Origin of the sequence: Aliirhizobium smilacinae (assembly GCF_006335145.1) — a bacterium.
In the GTDB taxonomy this organism is placed as follows: Bacteria; Pseudomonadota; Alphaproteobacteria; order Rhizobiales; family Rhizobiaceae; genus Neorhizobium; species Neorhizobium smilacinae.
Genome location: NZ_VDMN01000001.1, coordinates 1,191,878 through 1,215,488 on the forward strand (window position 1 = coordinate 1,191,878; position 23,611 = coordinate 1,215,488).

Here is a 23,611-nt window from a genome sequence, read left to right on the forward strand (position 1 = left end):
TGCCCGATGCCCTCTTTCGAATTGCTGATCACCTTCTTCATCACGACCGCGGTGTTTGCCTATATACCCGGACCGGCAATGCTTTATGCCGCGGCGCAGACGATGGCACGCGGCAGGCGCGGTGGGCTGATGGCGACGCTCGGCATTCATCTGGGATGTTACATGCATGTGATTGCCGCCGCGGCCGGGCTGTCGGTGCTTTTCCATGCGGTGCCCACGCTTTATCTGGCGGTGAAGATGATCGGTGCGGCCTACCTGATCTGGCTGGGCATCTCGCTGTTCAGAACACGGACGAGCGGCGAGCCTTCGCTTCCCGCGATCGGCCGGAAATCTGCGCGGCGCGCTTTTCTGGAGAGCATTACCGTCGAGGTTTTGAACCCGAAGACGGCGATCTTCTTCATGGCTTTTCTGCCGCAGTTCGTCGATCCCTCGGCGGCGTTTCCCGTCTGGCTGCAGTTTCTTATCCTCGGTGCGGTGGTCAACCTGACCTTCTCGTCCGCCGATATCGTCTGCGTGTTTCTCGCCGGCGCCATCGTCAGGGGTTTGAAGAACTCGGCAAGGGCACAGCGGATGATGCAGCGTGCCGGTGGGGCGGTGCTGATCGGGCTCGGGACACATCTCGCGCTACAGCGCAGTTGAAAACGCAACAACGGCTGGAAGTCCGAAGACTTCCAGCCGTTGTCAAAAAACCTTCTGGATGCCGCCTGAAGACGGATCCGGCAAGGCCTATCTTGATCAGGCAACCGTGACCGGAACTTCAGTCGAGGTGCGCATGGCGTGGCTGTATGGGCAAACGATATGCGCCTTGGCAACCAGATCTTCGGCCTGCGCCTTGTCGAAACCGGGGATATCGACCGACAGCGAAACTTCGATGCCGAAACCGGTGCCGTCTTCACGCGGACCGATACCGACGGTTGCCGTCACCTTCGCATCTTCCGGGATCTTCACCTTTTCCTTGGCTGCAACGGCCTTCAGCGCGCCGAGGAAGCAGGCCGAATAACCGACCGCGAACAGCTGCTCGGGATTGGTGCCGGTAGCGCCATCGCCGCCGAGTTCCTTCGGAACGGTGAGCGTTACATTTAGAACGCCGTTTTCAGAAGCGCCATGGCCTGCGCGGCCACCGGTGGCGGAACCCTTGGTGGTGTAAAGAATGGGCATGTTCGTACTCCCTTCGGTTAAATAGTTCGCAATTCAATTGCGTGCAATAGATTTATGCGCATTGCATTCCTGCGTCAAGCCTGCGAGAATGGATTATGCAGAAGATAGAGCACGGTTTCGTGATGACAGGGGCAAAGCCGAATAAAAACGCGATGGCGGCAAATGCCGGCGATACCGCCACAGGGCTGGATGCGATGTTGTGTTTCGCCATCTATGGCGCCGCGCATGCTTTTACGCGTGCCTACAAGCCATTGCTCGAGCCACTCGGGCTGACCTATCCGCAATATCTCGTCATGATGGCACTGTGGACCGAGGACGGCCAGAAGGTGAAGACGCTCGGCGACCGGCTGGGGCTCGATTCCGGCACGCTCTCCCCTCTCCTCAAACGGCTGGAGCAATCCGGCCTCGTGAAGCGCAAGCGCGATGCCGAAGACGAACGGCAGGTGAAGATCACGCTGACGCCGCAGGGGCTGGACCTGAAGGAGCGCTCATCCGGCGTTATGGCGGAGATCGGCAAGGCGACGGGCTGCAATCTCGAAGAGGCGGTGGCGCTACGCGAAGCGCTGGTGGGGTTGAAGGATAGGCTGGAGGGGGCGGAAAGCGAATAGCTTTGCTCTTTCACGCCAGATTGCCGACGATCCGCTCTATCCATCGTCGGTGGATGTCACTCTTCACCTGATCCTTGTGCCGGTGTTCGGCAATCACGATCAGCGCCTTCCACATACACCAGCCGCGGGCGCGGTCCCAGGTTTCCCGATCCAGCCCCAACCTGCTTTCGAAGGCCTTGCGTGCCGGCGCGTCAAACAGCGTCCAGGATATCGCAAGATCCGCAGACGGATCGCCTACGCCGCAGGTTCCGAAGTCGATGACCGCCGAGAGCTTGCCATTCTTTACAAGCAAGTTGCCTTCCGTGACATCCCCATGCAGCCAACGCGGTGGCCCCTGCCATGAAGAAGAAAGCGCCCTCTCCCATATATCGGATAGAAGCGAGGCATCCACTTCATCGGTTAGTTCGACAAGAGCCGCACGCGTCTCTCGATCATAAACCGAGAGCGGTCCTCCGCGATGGAAATTATGGACCCCTGCGGGTGGCCCGCCGGTCGCATCGATTACCCACAATGCCTTCAGGAATTCGGCCAGATCATTGGCAAAGTCTTCGAGATCGCCGATCCGCTCGCGCTTTGCCGTTTCGCCATCGATCCATTGATAGATCGCCCATTGGCCCGGATAGCCGAATGCCGGCCTGCCCACGGCAAGCGGCACGGGTACTGGCAACGGAAGCTGCGGTGCAAGCACCGGTAGCCAACGCGCCTCTTTTGTTATCTGGGCGACATATCGTTCGGCACTCGGAAGCCTGACCGACATATCCGTGCCGAGGTGGAAGGTCCGATTGTCCCAACCGCTTTCCAAGACCGGCCTTATGGGCAGGGCCGCCCATTGCGGGAACTGATCTGCCACGAGACTGGCAACGAGTCCGGTGTCGATATCGAACAATGGCGAGCTCCTGCAATGATTGCACCAGCAGTTACTCGCCACTTATGACGTCTATTTGACGCTATTACTGCCACACCACGATGCGCGTCTTGGCTGGCACGCGCTCATAGAGGTCTATGATGTCCTGGTTCATCAGGCGTACGCAGCCGGATGAAACGGCCTTGCCGATCGAACTCCATTCCGGCGAACCGTGCAGGCGGTAAAGCGTGTCCTGGCCGTTCTGGAAGATGTAGAGTGCACGGGCGCCGAGCGGGTTGTTGAGGCCGGGCGCCATGCCGCCGTTCTTGGAAGAATATTTGACCAGTTCCGGCTGGCGGGCGACCATTTCGTCCGGCGGGGTCCATTTCGGCCATTTCTGCTTCCACTGGATGACGCCCTCGCCGCTCCAGGAGAAACCTTCGCGGCCGATGCCGACGCCGTAACGCATGGCGGAACCGCCCGGCTCGACCAGATAGAGAAAACGCGACGGCGTATCGACAACGATCGTGCCGGGACGTTCGCCGGTCGGATCGAGAACCCGCTGGCGATAATAACGCGGATTGATCTGCTGGTAGGGAATGGCCGGAATGACGAAACCGCCATCGGCGACGCTACCATACATCATGGCGGCTTCGGAATTGCCGCCGGCCATTTGCGGCGGCTGGGTGCTGATGCCATCACGATAGGTGATGACCTGCCCGCCATAAGGTGTGGTCGAGGCGCAACCGGCAAGCGTCGAGGCCGTGCCCGCACCGAGAAGAGTAAGAAAACTCCGGCGGGAGAAAGAAGTGTCGAATGTCATGTCAGGGAGAACCATCCAGAGGAACGCGATAAGGCAAAGCTTAATCGAACGCAGTCGAAGACGAAAGGTTCCGACTGCTTATGCCTGGTCTCTAAGACACAGGGCTGCGGCAAATCGGCAACGTTCACATGCCGACACGACGTATCACAGAAACGCGAGAAGCCGCCCAAAAGGCGGCTTCTGTGTATATTCTGGAGAAAACAGCTTTAGATGACGACGATCGGGGTGCCGCTCGGAACGCGGTCGAAGAGATCGACGACGTCCTGATTGAACATGCGCACGCAACCCGACGAGGTGGCCTTGCCGACGGACTGCCAGTCCGGCGTACCGTGAACGCGGTAGAGCGTATCCTTGCCGTCCTTGTAGATGTAAAGCGCGCGAGCGCCGAGCGGGTTGTTGAGACCGGGCGTGGCACCGCCTTCGGCGGCTGCGAACTGGCGCAGAGCGGGATCGCGGGACACCATTTCATCGGGCGGCGTCCAGCGCGGCCATTTCGCCTTGCGCTGGATCACGCCGCGGCCGGACCAGGCGAAACCCGCCTTGCCGAGACCGACGCCATAACGCATCGCCTTGCCACCCGGCTGGACGAGGTAGAGGTAATGGGCGCGGGTATCGACAACGATCGTACCCGGCGCTTCGTTGGTGCGGTAATCGACTTCCGATCGCAGGAACCGCTGATCGACGCGCGAATAGGGAATCGCCGGCAACGTGTGATCGGCGTCGCGCGTGACGTCATACATCGTTCGATAGACCGGGTTGGAGACCGGCAGGCCGTAGGTCGCGCCGAGATCGTATTTCTGGTGGAAATCGGACGGGTAAAGCTGGCGCTTGTGCGGAATAGCGCCCGGCATCGGCGGCGGCTGGTTGGACGGAGGGTCCTGATAGGGCGGAATATAGAAGACCGGCGCCGTTTCCTGAACGAAAACATTCGGGTTCACGCGGCTCGTATCGGTGACGAAAGGCACTTGGCAGCCAGCAAGCGAGGTCGTGGCGATAAGGGTGGCCGCAATACCAGTGGCGCGGCGAAGCGATGAAACTTTTTTCGGCATAAGGACCCGCTCGAGCAGATGACGTCTGGCGCACTCTTGCAGGTGGCGCTGGCGCGAAACTGGTGTGGGCGACGCGGGAGAGGCTGGGCATCCAGGCGACCGTGCGTTCCAAACATGTTTAATCAAATTTAAATGCGCGCAGGCTAATTTTGGCATGACGGGGTGGGATTCAGCTGCGATGCGAGCGGCGGTGTTCGTCATGTAATGTCTCAGACGGCATCCTGGCGCAGCGGCGGCATTTTCGCATGACCCGCGGGGGATCGCCTTTTCCCAATAGGAAGCGAAATGCAGTTCCTCGAAAACGCAAAAATCCGCACGAAGATCGTCGCGGTTATCGCCCTGATGGGGGCTATCGCCCTTATCGGGCTGTTCTATGTCAGCATGCAGTTCAAGAATGCCGACGAAAGATACTCCTATTTCATCTCGCATGAGAGCACGGCTGCGACGCTGAACGCGCGCGCAACAGCAGGACTTCTGCAGCTGGGCTTCCAGCTCGGCCTGATGCAGGTCAATGATCCCACTTCGCCGGAATTTGCCGCCGCCGTGAAGAAATACGAAGGCGATCGCGACCTGATGAAGCAACGCGTCAGCATGACCGTCGATCTCGTGCCCACACGCCGCGCTGCCGCCGACGGCATATTGAAGGCCGTCGATGAATTCGATCAGCTGGGGCAGAAGGTCATCACGCTTGCCAAGAACGGACAGGCGACAGAGGCACGCGCCGCCATGCGCGATGCCGGCGCCAAGCTCATGCAGGTCCTGCCGCTTTTCGCTTCCGGCAATGACGAACTGATGAAGTCAGTCGATGTCGGAACGGCCGAACTTCAGGCAGATACGAACGACACGATCATCACCGGCCTCGTTGCGCTCGGCGTTTCGCTTGCAGTCCTGATCCTGCTCGGCCTTTACGTTGCCTCGCGCGGCATCACCGGTCCGATCGCTCGACTGAGCGACCGCATGGCGGAACTCGCTTCCGGCGAAACCAACCGCGAAATTCCGGGTCTCGACCGCCGCGACGAAATCGGCACGATGGCGCAGGCCGTACAGGTGTTCAAGGACAATGCGCTGAAAACACAGGCGCTGGAACGCGAGGCGGAATCGCAGCGCAGCCTTACCGAAGACCAGCGCCGACGTAATGCCGAAGAAGCGCGCATCCGCGCCGAAGCCATGGCGGAAGCCACGAACGGTCTCGCCACCGGTCTCAAGCACCTGTCTTCCGGCGACCTGACCTTCCAGCTGGAACGTGCTTTCGCCCAGGAATTCGAAAGCCTACGTGCCGACTTCAACGCCGCCGTTTCACAGCTGCGCGGCACGCTCGGCTCGGTGGCCCAAGCAACGAGCTCGATCGATTCGGGTTCGCGCGAAGTCAGCCAGAGCGCCGACGATCTTTCCAAGCGGACCGAGCAGCAGGCCGCTTCGCTGGAAGAAACCGCCGCCGCACTGGACCAGATCACGGTCAACGTCACCAACTCCTCCAAGCGTGCTGAAGAGGCCCGCAAGGTGGCGATCCAGGCCAATGAAAGCGCCCGCCATTCCGGCGCCGTCGTTGCCAATGCCGTCAACGCCATGGGCCGTATCGAGGAATCGTCGGGCCAGATCTCCAACATCATCGGCGTGATCGACGACATCGCCTTCCAGACCAACCTGCTTGCGCTCAACGCCGGTGTCGAAGCCGCACGTGCGGGCGAAGCCGGCAAGGGTTTTGCCGTCGTCGCACAGGAAGTTCGCGAACTGGCGCAGCGTTCCGCCCAGGCCGCCAAGGAGATCAAGGATCTGATCGGAAAGTCCTCCGTCGAGGTCGGAACCGGCGTCAAACTGGTCAGCGATACCGGCACGGCACTGAAGACGATCGAGGACTATATCGTCACGATCAACCAGCACATGGATTCGATCGCGACCTCCTCGCGCGAGCAGTCGGTCGGCCTTGCGGAAGTCAACACTGCCGTCAACCAGATGGACCAGGTGACGCAGCAGAACGCGGCGATGGTGGAAGAAGCCAATGCCGCCGGCGCCACGCTTGCCACCGAAGCCGGTCGTCTGCGTGAAATCATCTCGCAGTTCCAGCTCGGTCAGGGTGGAGCTGCAAGCTTCTCGCAGCAGTCCACGGCCCTGCGCCACACCGCATCGACGATGGCGGCGCCCGTCAGAACCGCCTCGCGCGGCTCGGCACCGGTTGCATCACCGGCCCGCGGCATGGTCGGCAAGATCGCCCAGGCTTTCGGCGGCCGCAGCAGCGCTTCCGCAGCGCCGTCCACGGACAGCTGGGAAGAGTTTTGAGCCAAGGCGAAAGCCGGCCTTAAAACCGGTCGCCACGATAATCGAAAGGCGGGAGCGTTCAGGCGCTCCCGCCTTTTTCTTTCTGCTCTGCCGGGCAGCTCTCCCGCCGATCAGGCAAACTGATTGAAGAAATGAATGCTTTCGGCAACGGCGCCGGGAACGACACCGTTATGCGTGCCGGGCAGTATCTTCTTGTCGATCGAGACGCCGGCCGAGCGTGCCCGCTCCATCAGCAGCTCGTGATCCTTGTCGAAAGGGCGTTCTTCGGAACCGCGCAGCAGGAATGTCGGGCATTTGAGGCTGCCGCCGAAACAGGCGGACGATCGCATGACGAATTCCATCGGATCGGAGGCGTCAAAGGGCATTTCGTTGGAATAGCGGCCGAAATAACGCCAGGCGCTGACGCCAGCCGAGATCGGCGCGGCGGCGCGGAATTTTCGCGTCATGGAGGCAAGAAGCGCCAGCGTGCCGCCATTCGAGTGACCGGCGATGAAGAACCGGTTGCGGTCTATGCCGGGCAGATTTTCAAGATAGGTCGCGGCGGCAAGTGCATCGGCGGTCTCGTCGTAAAAGCCGGAATAATTGCCGGCCTGGCCGTTTTCCCCGCGGAAGGATGGCAGGAGGACAACGAAACCCGCTTCCCAATAGGCCTTCAGCAATTCCCAATGGCCATCACCGGTGGCATTGCCGCCGTGAAGGAAAAGCACTGCGGGTTTCAGCTTTTTCGATGGCTCGTAATGGGATAGCCAGGCGATCAGCTGGATCGAGCCGTCGGGACCACCCGGATAGGTGACTCGCTTGGCGCCGGGCGGGGTGCCGAGCGGCGAAGAGACTTCCGGTGATGGCCCCTTTCTCACGAGGCGCGTCGAGAAATGACGACGTGCCTCCCCATAATCACTGCTTTCAAGCGGCGGAACATCCGGCGTCGGAAAAGGCGTGGCGGCGACGGAGGTTCTGCAAACGGCACCGGCGGCGATGCCGGTCAGGATGATGCGGCGGGTGATCAGCATTGGCGAAGGATCCTGCGGCGGGGTTTCAGTATTACTGAAGTTGGAGAAAAGGCAATTCCAAGATGCATTCACGACGATCGCACCGGGCTCAGGGCGGCCCCTCCTTCATCTCGATCATCGCCGTCAGCGTTTCCAGCCGGTCGGCATCGCGCGGCAGCTTGTCCTGCCGCAGGCGCGCGATACGCGGAAAGCGCATCGCGACGCCGGATTTGTGGCGTGTCGAGCGGGCGATGCCCTCGAAAGCGACCTCCAGTACGAAGCCGAAATCAGGCGTCGCCTTCACTGCCCTCACCGGTCCGAAACGGTCTATCGTGTTGTCGCGGACGAATTTGTCGAGCACTTCGAGTTCCGCATCGGTGAATCCGAAATAGGCCTTGCCGACCGGCACGAGCTGGTCGCCCTCCTCCGTCCTTGTCCAGACGCCGAAGGTGAAGTCGGAATAGTAGCTGGAACGCTTGCCGTGGCCACGCTGGGCGTAAAGCATCACCGCATCGATATTGTAGGGCTCGCGCTTCCACTTGAACCACGGGCCTTTCAGGCGGCCCGCCTGATAGGGGCTGTCCTTGCGCTTGATCATCACGCCTTCTATGACCGGATCGGGCGGATCGATGCGCAACCGTTCGAGTTCGACCCAATCGGTGAAGGGCACGAGCTCGGAGAGATCGAAGCGATCATGCGGCGCCTTCTCGATCACTTCTAAAAGGCGGTCGCGGCGGGTGAGGAAACCATCGGCGCGGATATCCGCGTCGCCTTGGAACAGAAAATCGTAGGCGCGGACGAAGGCGGGATATTCGTCCATTATCTTGGGCGTGACGGTCTTGCGGTTGAGGCGTTGCTGCAGATCGGAAAAGGTTCGTGTCGGGGCGTTGGTCCGTTTCGTGCCGCCGACGAGCAGTTCGCCGTCGATGACGCCTTCGAAATTGATCGCCTCCACCACATCGGGAAAGGCGCCGGTAATGTCGTCGCCGGAGCGGGAATAGAGTTTTCTCGTGCCGCCATAACTCGACATCTGGACGCGGATACCGTCCCATTTCCATTCGGCGGCATAGTCCGCGGGATCGAGCTTTTCGAGATCGCCGGTTTCAACCGGATTGGCCAGCATGACGGAATGGAAGATCGCCGGCGTGGCGAGGACCGGTTTTTCTGCCCTGCCCTCCAGCCAGGCGAAAAGCGGCTCGTAAGGCGGAGTGAGACCATGCCAGAGCGTCTCGATCTCGATGATATCCCTTTTCGTGTCTCCCGGACCACTCATATCGGCCAGCGCCTGCTTGGCGAGACGGGCGGAGACACCGATGCGCAGCGAACCGGTGGCGAGTTTGAGGAAGGCGAAACGGCCGGACGGATCGAGATGATCGAGGAGATCCCGCACGGCACCGCGGACTTCGGTGCGGCCGAGCGAATTCATCCGTCTGACGACTTCGGAGAGGCGCGGCTGATGGTCGTCGTCGATGCGTTCTTTCGCACGACCATCCCAGACCAGCGAGATGGTCTCGGCGAGATCGCCGACATAGTCGTAGGAATACTGGAAGAGGATCGGGTCCATCTGCTCCAGCACGAGTTCGCGCAGGAGTGCCGGCTTGACGCTTTTCAGGTCCAGAGCGCCGGCAAGTGCTGCCAGGCCGTAACCGCGGTCGGGATCGGGAGTTGTGCGGAAATAATCGACGAGCAGGGTCAGCTTGCCGTTGCGCGACGGGGTGAGAACTAGGCGGTCGAGCAGGGTTGCGAAGGCTTTCATTGCGTGGCCTCGCCGGTAGCTGACATCGTGCCATGCCAGAGGGGGATGTCGCGATGCAGATAGCTCACCATCAATCCCCCTCATCTTCATAACCGACGAGATGCAGCGGTCGCGCGGGGATGCCTTTCAGCTCGCACCAGCGGACCAGGGCCTCTTCGCGGCCATGGGTGACCCAGACCTGTTGCGGGGCGATCTCCTCGATGGTCATCAGAAGTTCCGGCCAGTCGCAATGGTCGGAGACGACAAGCGGCAGTTCGACGCCGCCCTGTTTTGCCCGCTGGCGAACCATCATCCAGCCGGAGGCGAACGAGATCAGCGGTTCGTTGAAGCGCCGCGCCCAGCGGTCCTGAAAGGCGGATGGCGGACCAACGACGACGGCGCCGGCAAATTCCGCCGGCTTGCTCTTCTCGATCGTCGCAGGGCGGATGTCGCCAAGCTCGATCCCCTGGCTCTGGTAATAGTCACAGAGCCGTGCCAGCGCGCCATGGATGTAGATCGGTTCGGAGTAACCGCCATCGCGGATCAGGCGGATCACCCGCTGCGCCTTGCCCAGCGCATAGGCGCCGACCAGATGGCTGCGTTCGGGAAACTGTTCGAGCGAGGTGAACAGTTTTTCGATCTCGGTCTTCGGATCGGGATGATGGAAGACCGGCAGGCCGAAGGTCGCCTCTGTGATGAAGACATCGCAAGGAATCGGCTCGAAAGGAGCACAGGTGGGGTCGACGCCGCGTTTGTAGTCGCCCGAGACGACGATCCGCAGGCCGTCCTTCTCGATCAGGATCTGGGCCGAACCCAGTACATGCCCGGCAGGTTTGAACATCACCTTGACGCCGTCGATGACAATCTCCTCGCCCCATCCGGCCGCCTGTTCGGAGCCGGTGAAATCCTCACCATAGCGGATGCGCATGATGTCGAGGGTCTGGCGGGTGGCGAGCACGCTGCCATGGCCGGCACGGGCATGATCGGAATGGCCGTGGGTGATCAGCGCATGCCCGACCGGGCGCACGGGATCAACGTAGAAATTTCCGATGGGACAAAAAAGCCCGGCGGGGGTCGGATGAAGCAGAGCCTCTGGTTTCATGCCTATCAAGATAGGCGCGCGGCCCGGACTTTCGAGAGCTTACGCCGCTGCCTTTTTCTCTTCCTTCGGCGCGGCGGCAGCCTTCATCGAAGGAAGCTGGACCGGCTTGAGGCAAAGGGCTGCAACAAGACCGATCGCGGCGATGGCGGCGGCTGTCAGGAAAAGCGGCGAGAAAGCATCGTGATAAACGGCGGCAACCGCCTGTCGCGATGCTTCCGGAAGACTGGCGAGGATTTTCGGCGTCAGCGTCTCGATATCGGCAAGGCCCGGTATCGGGGTCGAAGAAGCCTTCAAACCGGTGCCGACGATCGCGCCGAATAGCGAGATTGCGATCGAGGCGCCGCCCATCCGCATCAGCGCCACGGCGCCGCTGGCTGCGCCGACATCGCCGCGGGGAACGGCATTCTGTACGCCGATGATCGGCGCCTGCTGGCCGAAGCCGACCGACAGTCCCTGCAGGAACATGATCACTGCGACAACCGTGAGCGAAACATCGTGGCCGATCCGCGAGAAGCAGAACAGCATGACGCAGCTCATCGCCAGCCCGATGACGGTGAAAGGCTTGTAGCGTCCGGTGATCGAAATCAGCCGGCCGGCCGAAATCGACCCTGCAACGATGCCGCCGGTCAGCGCGATGAAGAACAGGCCGGCGACCGAGGGCGACAGGCCCGTGGTGGTCTGCAGGAACAGGGCGTAATAGTTGACCAGACCGATACCGACCGAACCGGCGCAGAGCGAGATGATCAGATAGAGCGAAAAGGTGCTGTCGCGGAAGAGTTTCAGCGGCACGATCGGTTCCGGCACGCGGCTTTCGACGAAGACCCAGAGGCCGGCGCAAACGATACCGACGGCCAGCAGTGCGAGCGAGGCAGGAGCGACCAGCGAGCCGAAAATCTGGCGGCTGTCGGCAAAGGCGACGAGGCAGGTAATCGTTGCCGCCAGAACGACCGCGCCGACATAATCGATCTTCGGCTGACGCGTCGGGCGGCGATAGGGCAACATCATGACGAGGCCGGTAACGACGATGACGCCGAGCGGCAGATTGATGAGGAAGATCGAGCGCCAGCCGAAGAGATCGCTCATCGTGCCGCCGAGAACGGGGCCAAGGCTGCCCGACGCCATGATCATCAGGCTGGAATAACTCTGGTACTTTGCGCGTTCGCGCGGCTCGAAGAGATCCGCGTTGATCGAGAAGATCGACACCATGATGCCGCCGCCGCCAAGCCCCTGGAAAACGCGGGCGGCGATCAGGCTGTCCATTGACCAGGCGAAACCGCAGGCGAGCGAGCCGAACGTGAAGATGACGATCGCCGCCAGCATGACGTATTTGCGGCCGAAGAGATCGCCCAGCTTGCCATAGATCGGCATGACCGCGCTTGAGGCAAGAAGGAAGGCGGAGCTGACCCAGCCGAAGCGCTCCATCTGGCCGAACTCACCGACGATGGTGGGCAGTGCCGTCGAGACGATCTGGTTATCGAGCGTCGCCATGAACAAGGCCGCCATCAGGAAAGAAAAAACGACTATTTTCTGGCGATGGCTGTTGACGAGCGGAATGGCGGATTGGGCAACAGGGGTCATGGGATTTCCAATGTGAAGGCGGATTTATGTGCCTTTAGCATATAAATGTCAATCACACTTCCTTGTTAACCTCACATAATTGTTGCGGACCTGCTCCGCTCTGCTATTCTTGCCGGATGATGAACCGCGCGACCGAGACCCTTCCTGCTGCTTCAAAGACCGCCGATATTGCCCGTATCAGCGAGATCATGGGACGCATGCGCCTGATGATCGGCCGGCGCGTGATCAGCCGCACGGTCATCGACGACATCGCGCCAAGCCTGGAGATATCGCATCTCGATGTGCTCGATGCGATGCGGCGCATCGACGGCGAAGTGACGGTCGGTGCGATAGCCGACGCCATGCGGCTCGACCCGTCGCGCGGAAGCAGGCTGGTGACGGAACTGGTGACGCAAGGGATACTGAAGCGTGACGCCTCGCAGATGGATGGTCGCCGTTCCATCCTGGTGCGCACGGAGATGGGCGACCGGCTTCTCAAGGAAATCCACGCCACCAAACGTCGGCTGCTGGCATCGATGCTGGACGGATGGACGGAAGATGAACTCAGCGCCTTCGCCGTGCTGTTCGACAAATTCGTCAGCCGGTTCGAAAATACCTATAGCAACGACAAGGGCGGCCCACCGCTGCCGACACCGTTTCTGGCGAAAACACCCTCATAGAATATCTCAGGCCGATACGAACAGCCTGTCGCGACCAAGCGCCTTCGCCTCGTACATGGAATGGTCGGCGCTGGCGAGCAGGTCTTCGGCCGCCTCGCCATCTTCGGGAAAGAAAGCAACACCCATGCTGCAGGTGGCGTTGACCACTGCCCCATCGACGGTAACCGGCTCGGAAATCAAATTTCGCAGTGTATCAAGCCGGCGCAGCACGCCACTCTGGTCGTGATCCGGATTGCTGAAGACGATGGCGAATTCGTCACCGCCAAGCCGGACGATGAGGTCGCTCGCGCGAATACATCGGGACATGCGGCCGGCAAGCGTTTTCAAGACTTCATCACCCGCCCCATGGCCGAGCGTATCGTTGATCGATTTGAAGTTGTCGAGATCCAGATAGGCGACGGTCACCTTGCGGTTTTCTCGCCGCGCCTCGTGCAGGATGCGGCTGAACTGGGCCCAGAAGAGCGTTCGATTGGGCAGACCGGTGAGCGGATCGTGATGCGCCAGATGCCGGATGCGCCGCTCGCTTTCGGCCCGCTCTATGGCAATGCCAGCAAGATCCGTCGCCATCGCCATCAGTTCCAGTTCAAGCGGTGTCGGCTCGCGGGTTGTGGGGGAATAGAGCGCGAAGGTGCCCAGCACACGCGCCTCTGCCGCGATGATCGGCGTCGACCAGCAGGAGCGAAAGCCAAACAGGGTCCCAAGCTCGCGGTATTGCTCCCAGAGCGGATTTTCCTGCACGTCGGCTACCGTCACCGAGGTACCCAACCATGCCGCCGTACCGCAGGAGCCGCGACCGGGACCGATCTCCATACCCTCGATGAGCTGCACATAGGATGGTGACAGACCAGGCGCAGCACCTCCCGAAAGGTGCCTGCAGTCCTCATCGAGCAGCATCACCGCGCCCTTTACATCCTGCAGTTGGGACTCGACCAGCTGGACGAGAGCATTCAGCACGACGTCGAGCGGCTGGCCGCGCGCAATCATTTCAAGCAGCCGGGCGTGACCGTGGCGCAAATCCTCCTGCCGTTTTCGCTCGCTGATGTCGCGCGAAATGCTGACCAGTCCGACGATCTGTCCGGCGGAATTTCGCAGAGCGGTTTTCGAGATGGACAGCCAGAATGGCTTGCCGTCATGGCGGACGAGATATTCCTCGTGTTTATCGACGGCGGTACCGTTTTCCATCACCGCCTGCTCCATGGCGAAAAGCCGGTTTGCCGTCTCGCCGATGAAGACGTCGAAATCGGTCTTGCCGAGAAGGCTGGAATAATCGCTGATATCGGCCGCGCGGCAGACAGCCTCGTTGGCGAAAACAAAGCGGCTGCGGCGATCCTTGATTGAAATGAAATCCGGCAACTGATCCAGCAATCTGAGTCCTGTCAGCTCCTGCAACGCTTCCGCAAGGTCCAGCGCACAGCCGCTGTCCATCGCGGTGCGTCGCAGACGCTCGCACGCATCCTCAAATGCTTCCCTCGGCGTTTCTACCGTCATGTCATATGATGCGGGAATTACCATGTCCGTCTCCAAGCCCCCGAAACGTCCAGAAATTGCACAACCAATGCAATACACCTTAAAAAGCAATCCCTACCCCTTGCTTAAGATATTCCTGCAACGGCCAGTCTTGTTGAGATGATGGCAAAGTTTTTACCCGTAGGCGCAAATATTTATGACGCAGGTCGATCACACATACTGCAATAGACAATTCTTTATTGACGCGGCGAGGAAAGCTGGATGATTTCGAAACGACGGCTGCTTGCAGGATTGGCCGGAACAACTGGTGCAATGGCGCTTGCCCGGCCAACGGCTGCCCGATCACCGGTCATTTCCACTGGCGAACTACGCGGCTCGATCGACGCCGGCGCCCATGGCGTTTCGCCCAACGGCGGCGACGCCTCGCGGCGCAATCTCGAAAGGCTGCTTGCCGATGCCGCCGCCAAGAACATGCCTATCTTTCTACAGCCCGGCGATTATCCGATATCGGGTCTTAACCTGCCTGACGGCACTCGTCTCGTCGGGATTGCGGGGGCGACGCGCCTTGTCCATTCCGGCAGTGGGATATTGTTGCGCGCGGAAAATGCCCGACGCATAGAACTGTCCGGCCTCGTCATCGACGGTGCTGATCGCGTGCTTGCAGGCGACGCGCTGGCGATCGCGCATTTTCGCGGCGTGACGGAGCTTGTCGTCGAGAATTGCGATGTGATCAATTCCGACAAGACTGGTCTGCATCTGGAGGGTTGCGGCGGCAGGATCGGGCGCAACCGCATTTCACGCGCCGCCGAATACGGGCTTTATGCGGTCAACAGCGCCAGTCTTTCGGTAATGGACAATAGCATCTCCGACTGCGGCAATGGCGGCATCCTCATTCATCGCTGGGAGACGGGCACGGACGGGACGATGGTTTCCGGCAACCGCATCGCCCGCACCGGAGCGACCAATGGCGGCACCGGCCAATACGGCAATGCGATCAACCTTTATCGCGCCCATGACGTGATCGTTTCGGGCAACCATATTTCGGACTCGGCCTTTTCTGCCATTCGCGCCAACAGCGCCTCGAATGCGATGATATCGGGCAATCATTGCACCGCGTCGGGCGAAACCGCCATCTATGCGGAATTTTCCTTCGAGGGCGCGATGATTGCTGGCAATCTGGTGGATGGCGCGGCGAACGGCATTTCGGTCGTCAATTTCAACGAGGGCGGTCGGCTTGCGACCGTCGCGAACAATATCGTGCGCAATCTGCGGCTGACCGGCCCTTACACGGTCGAGGACCCGATCTTCGGCGTCGGCATCAGCGCCGAGGCGGATACGGCGGTGACGGGCAATGTGGTCGAGAACGCTCCGTTCTGCGGCCTTGCTTTCGGTTTCGGCCCTTACCTGCGCAATGTCGCGGCCACCGGCAATATCGTCCGCGAGGTCGCAGTGGGCTGCGCCGTAACTGTGGTGGAAGGTGCCGGTGGCGCGATCATCGCCAACAACATTTTTCAGGGAGCAAAGCGGGGCGCGATCGTCGGTTATCGGTGGAGAGAGGCGTCGACGGGTGATCTGGCGAAAAGCGGCAGTGAAGAGTTCGGCCACCTGACGATTGAGGGCAACCGGGTGAGTTAGCCATCCGTGTCTGGTGCGTAATCGTCGGCATCGATATCCCGACCGCGGTGGTAGATGCGAGCGATCCGCACCACATCCCCTCGGACCTGGAAGGCTATTGTCGCCCTGCGCCTGTACCCAACAAGACGAAGATTGGGCCAAAGATCATCGCGCAGCATTCCGCGCTGCGGAAAAGTCGAGAAACCAAGGCAATAGGCTTTGATTTTTCTGACATACTCCCGAGCCTCCCTGAGACCCATTTCGGGCGCGAGATAGATAAAAAGATCTTCCAGGTCATCACTTGCGGCAGGCGAGAAGACGACCGTGTAGCTCATCGCTTTTCCTGCTCCGCAAGCAGGGAAGCAAGCCTCGCATCAAGCCTTCGGTCTACCTCTTCAGCCGTCAGCAAGCGCTCGGGATGTTCCTCAATCTCTTTCATCGTCGGCACGACCTCTTCCACCAGCCACTTCTCGATCGCCGCATCGCGCGCGATCAGGGTGCGCAGGCCGTCGCGGATGACCTCGCTTTCGGAAGCATATTCTCCCGACGAAACCTTGGCCTTGACCATTTCCGCCATTTCGATCGGAAGCGTGATGCTGAGGGACTGGGTAGTGCGCATGATAATCTCCTGGCGTTATCCGACACGATTAAATCCTATCGAAAACTTTCATCGACGTCCAACACCGGATGATCTTCCGTTCGTCATCGAACCTCTTTAGGTTCGCCGCCAATTCATGAAGGAGACTTTGATGCTGAAGATATATGGGGTTTACCGTTCGCGGGCGACGCGGCCGCTCTGGCTCCTCGAGGAAATCGGCCTGCCGTTCGAGCATGTGCCGATCATCCAGGCCTATCGACTGCCGGATACGTCGGCTCCCGGCTGCCCGGTGCATACACAGTCGAGCGAGTTTCTCGCCGTCAACCCGATGGGATCGATCCCGTCGATCGACGACGACGGTTTCCTGCTGCACGAGTCGCTTGCCATCTCGCTTTATCTCGCCCGCAAGTACGGCGGCGATTTCGGCCCGAAGGATATCGGGGAAGAGGCGCTGATGGTGCAGTGGTCGCTGTTTGCGGCGACCAGCATCGAGACCCTTGCGCTGAAGATCCAGTCGACCAAGGGAGATACACCTGAAGGCATCGCGGCGATCGATGATGCGGCCGACGCGCTTGTGCGTCCTTTCGACGTGCTCGAAAAGCATCTTGCGACAACGCATTATCTCGTCGGTGACCGTTTTACCGCCGCGGATATCAATGTCGTCGAGATCCTGCGTTATGCGCGCGGTTATCATCCGCTGTTCGACGCCCGCCCGTCGCTGAAGGCCTGGTACGAGGCCTGTATCCACCGCCCGGGCTACCAGGCGATGTGGGCGAAGCGCAACGCCGAGCCGGCATGATCTGATCGCTTATACGGGCTGCAATTCCGCCAGCTCCTCCGTCAGCCACCGATGAAAGGCTTTGACCTTCTGTGGCTGGCGCATGCCGGCGGGTGTGACGAAATAATGCCCGAAACCGGTCGCAGCCCGGACCGAAAAGGGCTCGACCAGCTTTCCTTCCTTCAGCTGATAACCGGCTAGCGTCTGCCAGGCGAGCATCACGCCCTCGCCCCTTATCGTTGCGTCGAGGCAGAGTGACGCCTCGCTGAAGACGTGGCGGACCTGCATCTGCCGTCCTTCGAGCCCGACTTCCCGCAGCCAGACATCCCAGGAGAACATTGCCGGTCCGTCGATGATCGCCGGCAGTTTCAGAATATCGTCAGGCTTTTTCAATCGTGCCGCCAGAGCGGGCGCGCAGACGGGAAAGACCAGCTGGGGCAGAAGCAGTTGCGCATCGACACCCGGCCATTTGCCAGCGCCGACGCGGATGCCGAGATCCACTCCATCGGCGACAAAATCTGCCATAGCCACCGTCGCATCGATGCGCAGCCGGATTTCTGGATGCAATGCCGTGAAGCGGTCCAGCCGGTGTACGAGAAAACGGGCGGCAAAAACCGGTGCAACGGAGATCGTCAGCAGCTTCTCATCGCGCGGCCGGCCGATCGCCACCGCTTCCGACAGGCTGCGAAAACCTTCCGTCAGCCGCGCCAGCATCGGCCTTGCCGTATCCAGCGGCACCATACCCTTCGGCAGGCGCTGAAAGACGGGATGCCCGAGCTGCGCTTCCGCCTTTATAATCTGCTGGCTGACAGCGCCGATCGAGACGCCAAGCTCCGTTGCCGCCGCCTGCAGAGAGCCGAGGCGCGCCACGGCTTCCAGTGCCCGAAGACCGTTGAGATGCACGAGATTGAGGTTGCTCATATAGAAAACCTATAACGAGAACCTGAGAATGTCGATTGTAGTGGCGCCGGTCGCAAACCATATTCACCCTGCAAATGAAACCAGCATTTGCGAGGTGAAAGATGAACACCCTCAAGATTTTCTTGAACTCGATAATCCGCCTGAATAGGCGTTTCCAGGCAACAGAGCCTTTCGAACAGAACCCCTTCGACCATCCGGACATTTGCGCAATGGATCTGCGACAGCTCGCCGATCTGCCGATGCCTTACCTTCCTGCCGCGCCTATCGTGGAGGCCAAAACTCAGCCTGAAATCGTGCCGCTCGCGCGCTGCGCATAGGCTTCAGGCCGCGCGCTCTTCCGCCAGGGCCTTCTGCACGGCCGGGCGCTCCAGCATCAAACGGTAATGCGCGTGTACCCGCGGAAAATCCGCGATCTCCACACTGTCGCTCTTCAGCCAACCGGACATCAGGAAGAGATAGGGATCAGCGGTCGAATATTGCTCTCCCAGCACATAGGGGCCTTCGAGCATGCCGTCCTCGATCAGGCGAAAACAATCGCTCATCACCTGCGGCAGCTTGTTCTTCATATCCTCGAATGAGGTTTCCTGATCGGCCCAGCGATACCCGCGCCGGCCATGCGCGTGAGCGACATGCACTGTGGACGCCATATAGGCGTTGAAGGCCTGCATCTTCGCGAAAAGAAAGGGATCGGAAAGCGGCGCGAGATTGGCCTCAGGCGCTGCCTGGGCGATGTAGCCAAGAATGGCGACGGTTTCGGTGACGACGCCCTTTCCCGTCACCAGTGCGGGCACGCGACCCTTGGGATTGATTTCAAGATAAGCGTCCGATCGCTGCTCGCCCCCGGCGGTGTTCAGTTTTTTCAGCTCATAGGGCAAGCCGGATTCGGCGAGCGTTATATGGCTGGCAAGCGCGCAACTGCCGGGCGCGAAATAAAGCGTATTCATCGACATCCTCCTGATCTGCGACAGTCATAACACGACAACAGGCGCAGACCAGTGCGGAGCGATGCGGGCGCTCTCCTATCAGGCGAACATGGCGTCGGTGACCCGGACATCGCCCACATGGACCCCATTCCAGTTTTTCATCTGGCGGTTAGCCATGGCCAACAGCTTGGTCTCGATCTCGCCGCCCTTTTCGAAATAGCGGGCGATCAGCGCGAAGATCATCGCTTCGGCGGCACGCGTCGTGCCGTCTTCGCATTTGACCGCCATGGCGAGGCCCTGCTCGGGGAGCGCTGCAACGAAGACACCTTCGGCGCCGGTCTTAGCAAAAATCTTGCCGGGGGCCAGCTCCATAAGTTTCGTGCAGGCGCGGCCGGTGCCGGCGACATAAAAGGGTTCGGCCATGCAGGCGTCGATCAAACGACGGGATGCTTTTGCGCGCGATGCCGACAGTCCTTCACCGGTCAGCATTTTTGCAAAACCATGCGCCAGTCCCTTGAGCGGCACGGCGTAGGTCGGGATCGAGCAGCCGTCGGTGCCGCAATTGTCGGCACTAAGGACCGCGCCCGTCAAGCTCTGCATGACATCGCGAATTTCCCGCTGCAGCGGATGATCGTAACCGACATACCCTTCGACCGGCGTGCCGGAATGAACGCAAGCGCAGACGAAGCCGGAATGTTTTCCCGAGCAGTTGTTGTGCAGCGCGTTCGGCTGGTCGATGGTGCGTGCCTGATGGATGAGCGCTGCCTGATCGGACGACCAGTGCGAGCCGCATTCGAGCGCCGACATGTCGCGGCCCGCCTTTGCCAGCATGGACGCAGCCATTTCGACATGGCGGTCCTCGCCGGAATGCGAGGCGCAGGAGAAGGCAAGTTCGGCGTTACCGAAACCATAGGAATCCGCCGCACCGCTTTCGATCAGCGGCAGCGCCTGCATGGCCTTGCAGGAGGAGCGCGGAAAGATGCCGGCTTCCGCATCACCGAAGGAAAACACGGTCCTGCCGGCTCCATCGACGACCACACCCAATCCCCTGTGCCGGCTCTCGACAAGTTTGCCGCGGGTCACTTCGACGGTAACGGGATTTTGCATGGTCTGTCCTGATTTTGCTGGCTTCTATGGCAACAAGAGATGAGTGGCAGGCTCTTAGCCTGTTCGCGGAATTCTTGCACGGGAAATGCTTATGAAATCGGTAAAACGTCTGCTGATCGTGATCTTCGTCATCTATCTTCTGCCGACCTTTGCCTCGGCCGGTTTCTGGGCGATGCAGGACCACCCAACCGGGTGGAGTGCTGCGCGCTGGACCTCGGCCGGAATTCTGCCGAAGCCGGAAGAGAGCAATGATGCGGCGATCTACATTTTTTCCGCCATGACCGGAGGCCTGAAAGGCGCCGTTGCCAGCCACGCCTGGATCGTCACCAAGGAAAAGGGTGCATCGGCCTATACCCGCTACGACAAGGTGGGCTGGGGCGCGCCGATCCGGCGCAATCACCGCGCGGCGGACGCCTATTGGTATTCCAACATGCCGCAGTTGGTGGCGTCGGTCACAGGCTCCAAAGCCGAGCTGCTGATCCCGAAGATCGAGGGCGCGATCGCCGCTTACCCTTACGCCGAACCCGGCGGTTATACGATCTGGCCGGGTCCGAATTCCAATACATTCGTTGCCTATGTGTTGAGAACCCTGCCGGAACTGGGGGCCGTGCTGCCGCCGCATGCGGTCGGTCGCGACTACCTGCCGGATGGTGAATTCGTTCATCTGGACGAGGATTGGCGTGACCTGCATGTGACGATCCGCGGGCTTGCCGGTTTCTCGATCGGTGAGCGCAGCGGCGTCGAGATCCATTTCCTCGGACTGGTGGCCGGCCTCGATATCGCACGACCCGGGATCAAGATACCGGCGGTGGGCCGCATCGGCATCTGATCACGCAAGGCAATCACGCAACAGCAAAACGCCCGCGTCGTGGCGGGCGTTTTCATCAGAGACTATGCCTATTTTTCGATCATAAACCGTGAGCGGCTCGAGCGAAGCTGTGGATCTCAAACGGGCTGATCCCGAGATCCTGCAATTCGCGCTTCGTCATCCGCTCCAGTTCGGTAACCGTCCGACGATATTCGCGCCAGTTCTTGAGAGTGCGTGCAACGTTCATGATGGTCCCCCTTTCTTGGGCTTTCGAAGCGGCTGCCAGTTTCTGGCGCCCTCTTGCTTCGATGTGCCCGTTATACTCGGGGAGACCCGCTTATAGTAGCATTCGATCGGCAGTACACCCTTGCGGAATGAGCAGGGATTTTTCTGATCTCGATCAAAGCAGCAGCGCTAAAAATAGGCATTCTTAAAAGAATTACGCCGAAAAAACATGCAGGATTGTGGCCGAGCATTACGCCCGGCGTATTGGCATTTCCGGCTTGCTGCAGAAAAAGGAAAAGGGCCGCCGAGGCGACCCTTCCATGAAATCTGGTCCGGTTGAACGAACCCGGCCCGTCTCACGACGGTCCGAAGGAAGATGTGAGTCAGGTCGAGGGCTGCCCCGTCAAAACCGCCACCTTTCCATTGCCCGTTACGCAGACCGAAATCTCATTAGACATTGGATCACCTTCCTTTCACTACGTTGACGATGACTAGAAGGTAGGTGCCAAGCGCATGCCTTGCAAGGCAAGTTATGTAACGCTGCGCGAATATATGTGCTTTGCAAAATCACCGATCTGGGCTTAGCATTCGCCAGCCTGAACCGGATTTGTGATTCCGCAAGGCACTCCTCCCTAGCCGATCTTCAGCACGATCTTGCCGATATGGCTGCTGGCTCAGGCAGCTTCCGCAATCTCCAGACGGACAGAAAGTCCGGCTTCGGCTGCAAGAGCGATGAGGGCATCAAGGCTGAAGTTTCCAACACGGCCGCGCAAAAGATCGTTCAAACGCGGCTGCGAGATCTTGAGCCGGCGTGCGGCTTCCGACTGGGTCACTTTCCAGCTTTTGACCTTCTGCTCGATGGCGATGAGAAGCGACGCCCGCATAGACATGTTGGCAGCTTCCGCGGGGCTATCCTCCAGCGCCTGCCAGACATTCTCGAAAGTCTGTTTCTCCATCTTCTTCTCCGTCATATCTGTCTCAAACGAGCGGTGGCGAGATCCAGGTCGCGTTTCGCCGTCTGCTGAGACTTTTTCTGGAATGCGTGAAGGACGTAGACCGCATCCTCGATCCTGGTGATGTAAATCACTCGGAACGCGCCGCTATCATCCCTGATCCTGATCTCGCGCACACCGGAGCCGATCGTTGTCATCGGCTTCCAGTCGTGCGGATCGAGGCCCAGTTGAAGCTTGTGCAATTGCACCCCAGCCTCCTTCCGAACGGATTCGGGAAAGGCCCGCAATTGCTCCAAGGCATCACCTAGAAAAACCAACGGCTTCATTCACACGATTATATCAAAACTGATATAAATGACAACATCAACCGATCTTCAGCACGATCTTGCCGATATGGCTGCTGGTTTCCATCAGTCGGTGGGCGTCCGCGACATGCTCGACATCCAGCACGGAGTGGATCACCGGTGCGATCTCGCCCTGTTCCAGAAGCGGCCAGACCTCGGTGACGAGATCGTCGCGGATGGCGCGCTTCTCGTCGGCGGTGCGCGGCCGCATGGTCGAGCCTGTCACCGTCAGGCGCTTGACCATGATCGGTCTCAGATCGACGGCATCGGCCTTTGCACCGCCCAGGAATGCGATGATCGACAGGCAGCCATCCTTGGCCAGTACCGACAGATTTTTCTCGAAATAGGCGGCGCCGATCATGTCGAGCACGACATCGACGCCCTGCCCGTTCGTCTCGGCCTTGATGACCTCGGCAAAGTCCTCGGTCTTGTAGTCTATCGCTCTGACGGCGCCGAGCTTTTCGCAGGCGTCGCATTTCTCCTTCGATCCGGCCGTCGCATAGACCGTGGCGCCAAACGCCTTGGCCAGCTGGATCGCCGTCGTGCCGATACCGCTTGAGCCGCCATGGATCAGCACGCTCTCGCCCTCGGTCAGACCCGCCATCTGGAAGAGGTTCGCCCAGACGGTAAAGAAGGTTTCCGGCACGGCCGCCGCCTTCACCGCGTCGTAACCTCTTGGCCAGGGAAGCGCCTGACCGGCCGGGACCGCGCAATATTCGGCGTAACCGCCGCCATTGGCCAGCGCGCAGACCTTGTCGCCGATCGTGAATTCCGACACGCCTTCGCCGAGTGCCACCACCTCGCCGGCGATTTCCAGGCCGAGGATCGGGCTTGCATCCTTCGGCGCCGGATAGCTGCCCTGGCGCTGCGCCACATCCGGGCGGTTGACGCCTGATGCTTCGACCTTGACGAGGATTTCGCCGGGACGAACATTTGGCAGCGGCCCGCGGGCAATCACCATCACCTCGGGTGCGCCGAAGGATGGCAGGTCGATGAAACGCATCTCATTTGGAAGCGGCATGGGGAACTCCTGTCAGCATGAGAGCACTGA

Annotated in this window: 26 protein-coding genes; 8 read left to right on the forward strand and 18 right to left on the reverse strand. The window is 60.2% G+C overall.

Annotated elements, in window-relative coordinates:
• The first annotated feature begins 6 nt into the window (after nucleotides 1-6).
• Complete coding sequence (locus FHP24_RS05890; protein WP_139674167.1) at nucleotides 7-639, forward strand: LysE family translocator; 633 nt, start codon at nucleotides 7-9, stop codon at nucleotides 637-639.
• Between the two features lie 96 nt (nucleotides 640-735).
• Here FHP24_RS05890 and FHP24_RS05895 read toward each other — a convergent pair whose 3' ends face one another.
• A complete protein-coding gene (locus tag FHP24_RS05895; protein ID WP_139674170.1) occupies nucleotides 736-1,158 on the reverse strand; it encodes an organic hydroperoxide resistance protein in 423 nt (140 codons plus the stop codon).
• A gap of 152 nt (nucleotides 1,159-1,310) precedes the next feature.
• On the opposite strand from FHP24_RS05895, the gene FHP24_RS05900 reads away from it, so the two are divergent.
• Entirely contained in the window at nucleotides 1,311-1,766 is a 456-nt protein-coding gene (locus FHP24_RS05900) for a MarR family winged helix-turn-helix transcriptional regulator (RefSeq protein ID WP_139676154.1), read from the forward strand.
• A gap of 10 nt (nucleotides 1,767-1,776) precedes the next feature.
• On the opposite strand, the gene FHP24_RS05905 is transcribed toward FHP24_RS05900, so the two are convergent.
• The 3 genes from FHP24_RS05905 to FHP24_RS05915 all read right to left on the reverse strand — a co-directional run bounded on the left by FHP24_RS05905 (nucleotide 1,777) and on the right by FHP24_RS05915 (nucleotide 4,482).
• Nucleotides 1,777-2,652 carry an aminoglycoside phosphotransferase family protein gene (locus FHP24_RS05905; protein WP_139674173.1) on the reverse strand — a complete coding sequence of 292 codons (876 nt, stop codon included), beginning with the start codon at nucleotides 2,650-2,652 and terminating at the stop codon, nucleotides 1,777-1,779.
• Nucleotides 2,653-2,716: 64 nt separating this feature from the next.
• Nucleotides 2,717-3,433 carry a L,D-transpeptidase gene (locus FHP24_RS05910; protein ID WP_139674176.1) on the reverse strand — a complete coding sequence of 239 codons (717 nt, stop codon included), beginning with the start codon at nucleotides 3,431-3,433 and terminating at the stop codon, nucleotides 2,717-2,719.
• Nucleotides 3,434-3,639: 206 nt separating this feature from the next.
• Nucleotides 3,640-4,482, reverse strand: a complete 843-nt coding sequence (locus FHP24_RS05915; protein WP_139674182.1) for a L,D-transpeptidase — start codon at nucleotides 4,480-4,482, stop codon at nucleotides 3,640-3,642.
• A gap of 285 nt (nucleotides 4,483-4,767) precedes the next feature.
• Here FHP24_RS05915 and FHP24_RS05920 point away from each other — a divergent pair, with 285 nt between their 5' ends.
• Nucleotides 4,768-6,759 carry a methyl-accepting chemotaxis protein gene (locus FHP24_RS05920; protein WP_139674185.1) on the forward strand — a complete coding sequence of 664 codons (1,992 nt, stop codon included), beginning with the start codon at nucleotides 4,768-4,770 and terminating at the stop codon, nucleotides 6,757-6,759.
• A gap of 110 nt (nucleotides 6,760-6,869) precedes the next feature.
• Here the strand turns inward: FHP24_RS05920 and FHP24_RS05925 are convergent, their stop codons facing one another.
• The 4 genes from FHP24_RS05925 to FHP24_RS05940 all read right to left on the reverse strand — a co-directional run bounded on the left by FHP24_RS05925 (nucleotide 6,870) and on the right by FHP24_RS05940 (nucleotide 12,163).
• A complete protein-coding gene (locus FHP24_RS05925; protein ID WP_139674189.1) occupies nucleotides 6,870-7,769 on the reverse strand; it encodes an alpha/beta hydrolase family protein in 900 nt (299 codons plus the stop codon).
• Nucleotides 7,770-7,857: 88 nt separating this feature from the next.
• Nucleotides 7,858-9,504, reverse strand: a complete 1,647-nt coding sequence (locus FHP24_RS05930; protein WP_139674192.1) for a cisplatin damage response ATP-dependent DNA ligase — start codon at nucleotides 9,502-9,504, stop codon at nucleotides 7,858-7,860.
• Between the two features lie 70 nt (nucleotides 9,505-9,574).
• The gene (locus FHP24_RS05935) at nucleotides 9,575-10,585 is read right to left on the reverse strand and encodes a ligase-associated DNA damage response exonuclease (RefSeq protein WP_180355908.1); all 1,011 of its coding nucleotides are present in this window, start codon (nucleotides 10,583-10,585) and stop codon (nucleotides 9,575-9,577) included.
• Nucleotides 10,586-10,624: 39 nt separating this feature from the next.
• Nucleotides 10,625-12,163 carry an MDR family MFS transporter gene (locus tag FHP24_RS05940; RefSeq protein WP_139674195.1) on the reverse strand — a complete coding sequence of 513 codons (1,539 nt, stop codon included), beginning with the start codon at nucleotides 12,161-12,163 and terminating at the stop codon, nucleotides 10,625-10,627.
• A gap of 119 nt (nucleotides 12,164-12,282) precedes the next feature.
• On the opposite strand from FHP24_RS05940, the gene FHP24_RS05945 reads away from it, so the two are divergent.
• Complete coding sequence (locus tag FHP24_RS05945) at nucleotides 12,283-12,822, forward strand: MarR family winged helix-turn-helix transcriptional regulator (protein ID WP_180355909.1); 540 nt, start codon at nucleotides 12,283-12,285, stop codon at nucleotides 12,820-12,822.
• A 6-nt stretch (nucleotides 12,823-12,828) separates the two neighbouring features.
• Here the strand turns inward: FHP24_RS05945 and FHP24_RS05950 are convergent, their stop codons facing one another.
• Nucleotides 12,829-14,334 (reverse strand): sensor domain-containing protein, encoded by a 1,506-nt coding sequence (locus tag FHP24_RS05950; protein ID WP_139674200.1) that lies wholly within the window; start codon nucleotides 14,332-14,334, stop codon nucleotides 12,829-12,831.
• A 216-nt stretch (nucleotides 14,335-14,550) separates the two neighbouring features.
• Between FHP24_RS05950 and FHP24_RS05955 the strand changes: the two genes are divergently transcribed.
• Complete coding sequence (locus FHP24_RS05955) at nucleotides 14,551-15,924, forward strand: TIGR03808 family TAT-translocated repetitive protein (RefSeq protein ID WP_139674203.1); 1,374 nt, start codon at nucleotides 14,551-14,553, stop codon at nucleotides 15,922-15,924.
• Here FHP24_RS05955 and FHP24_RS05960 read toward each other — a convergent pair.
• On the reverse strand, nucleotides 15,921-16,238 hold the full coding sequence (locus tag FHP24_RS05960; protein ID WP_139674229.1) for a type II toxin-antitoxin system RelE/ParE family toxin: 318 nt from the start codon (nucleotides 16,236-16,238) through the stop codon (nucleotides 15,921-15,923). The two genes, FHP24_RS05955 and FHP24_RS05960, sit on opposite strands and share 4 nt — an antisense overlap.
• Nucleotides 16,235-16,522 (reverse strand): ribbon-helix-helix domain-containing protein, encoded by a 288-nt coding sequence (locus FHP24_RS05965; protein WP_139674232.1) that lies wholly within the window; start codon nucleotides 16,520-16,522, stop codon nucleotides 16,235-16,237. The genes FHP24_RS05960 and FHP24_RS05965 overlap by 4 nt, the downstream gene beginning before the upstream one ends.
• Nucleotides 16,523-16,652: 130 nt before the next feature.
• On the opposite strand from FHP24_RS05965, the gene FHP24_RS05970 reads away from it, so the two are divergent.
• Nucleotides 16,653-17,300, forward strand: coding sequence for a glutathione S-transferase family protein (locus tag FHP24_RS05970; protein WP_139674235.1), 648 nt, complete (start codon nucleotides 16,653-16,655; stop codon nucleotides 17,298-17,300).
• A 9-nt stretch (nucleotides 17,301-17,309) separates the two neighbouring features.
• Here the strand turns inward: FHP24_RS05970 and FHP24_RS05975 are convergent, their stop codons facing one another.
• A complete protein-coding gene (locus FHP24_RS05975; RefSeq protein ID WP_139674238.1) occupies nucleotides 17,310-18,200 on the reverse strand; it encodes a LysR substrate-binding domain-containing protein in 891 nt (296 codons plus the stop codon).
• A 101-nt stretch (nucleotides 18,201-18,301) separates the two neighbouring features.
• On the opposite strand from FHP24_RS05975, the gene FHP24_RS05980 reads away from it, so the two are divergent.
• Entirely contained in the window at nucleotides 18,302-18,517 is a 216-nt protein-coding gene (locus FHP24_RS05980) for a hypothetical protein (RefSeq protein ID WP_139674241.1), read from the forward strand.
• 3 nt (nucleotides 18,518-18,520) lie between these two features.
• On the opposite strand, the gene FHP24_RS05985 is transcribed toward FHP24_RS05980, so the two are convergent.
• Together FHP24_RS05985 and FHP24_RS05990 are read right to left on the reverse strand one after the other, a co-directional pair.
• A complete protein-coding gene (locus FHP24_RS05985; protein WP_139674244.1) occupies nucleotides 18,521-19,144 on the reverse strand; it encodes a glutathione S-transferase family protein in 624 nt (207 codons plus the stop codon).
• A 78-nt stretch (nucleotides 19,145-19,222) separates the two neighbouring features.
• Nucleotides 19,223-20,230, reverse strand: a complete 1,008-nt coding sequence (locus FHP24_RS05990) for an asparaginase (protein WP_139674247.1) — start codon at nucleotides 20,228-20,230, stop codon at nucleotides 19,223-19,225.
• Nucleotides 20,231-20,321: 91 nt separating this feature from the next.
• Between FHP24_RS05990 and FHP24_RS05995 the strand changes: the two genes are divergently transcribed.
• Nucleotides 20,322-21,059, forward strand: a complete 738-nt coding sequence (locus FHP24_RS05995) for a DUF3750 domain-containing protein (RefSeq protein ID WP_139674250.1) — start codon at nucleotides 20,322-20,324, stop codon at nucleotides 21,057-21,059.
• Between the two features lie 79 nt (nucleotides 21,060-21,138).
• Here FHP24_RS05995 and FHP24_RS06000 read toward each other — a convergent pair whose 3' ends face one another.
• The 4 genes from FHP24_RS06000 to FHP24_RS06015 all read right to left on the reverse strand — a co-directional run bounded on the left by FHP24_RS06000 (nucleotide 21,139) and on the right by FHP24_RS06015 (nucleotide 23,581).
• Nucleotides 21,139-21,285 (reverse strand): DUF1127 domain-containing protein, encoded by a 147-nt coding sequence (locus FHP24_RS06000; RefSeq protein WP_139674253.1) that lies wholly within the window; start codon nucleotides 21,283-21,285, stop codon nucleotides 21,139-21,141.
• Between the two features lie 652 nt (nucleotides 21,286-21,937).
• Nucleotides 21,938-22,219: a helix-turn-helix domain-containing protein gene (locus FHP24_RS06005; protein WP_139676156.1), complete on the reverse strand. Its 282-nt coding sequence runs from the start codon at nucleotides 22,217-22,219 to the stop codon at nucleotides 21,938-21,940.
• An 11-nt stretch (nucleotides 22,220-22,230) separates the two neighbouring features.
• The gene (locus tag FHP24_RS06010; RefSeq protein WP_139674256.1) at nucleotides 22,231-22,542 is read right to left on the reverse strand and encodes a type II toxin-antitoxin system RelE/ParE family toxin; all 312 of its coding nucleotides are present in this window, start codon (nucleotides 22,540-22,542) and stop codon (nucleotides 22,231-22,233) included.
• Nucleotides 22,543-22,579: 37 nt separating this feature from the next.
• Nucleotides 22,580-23,581, reverse strand: a complete 1,002-nt coding sequence (locus tag FHP24_RS06015) for an NAD(P)H-quinone oxidoreductase (RefSeq protein ID WP_180355910.1) — start codon at nucleotides 23,579-23,581, stop codon at nucleotides 22,580-22,582.
• Nucleotides 23,582-23,611 lie beyond the last annotated feature (30 nt).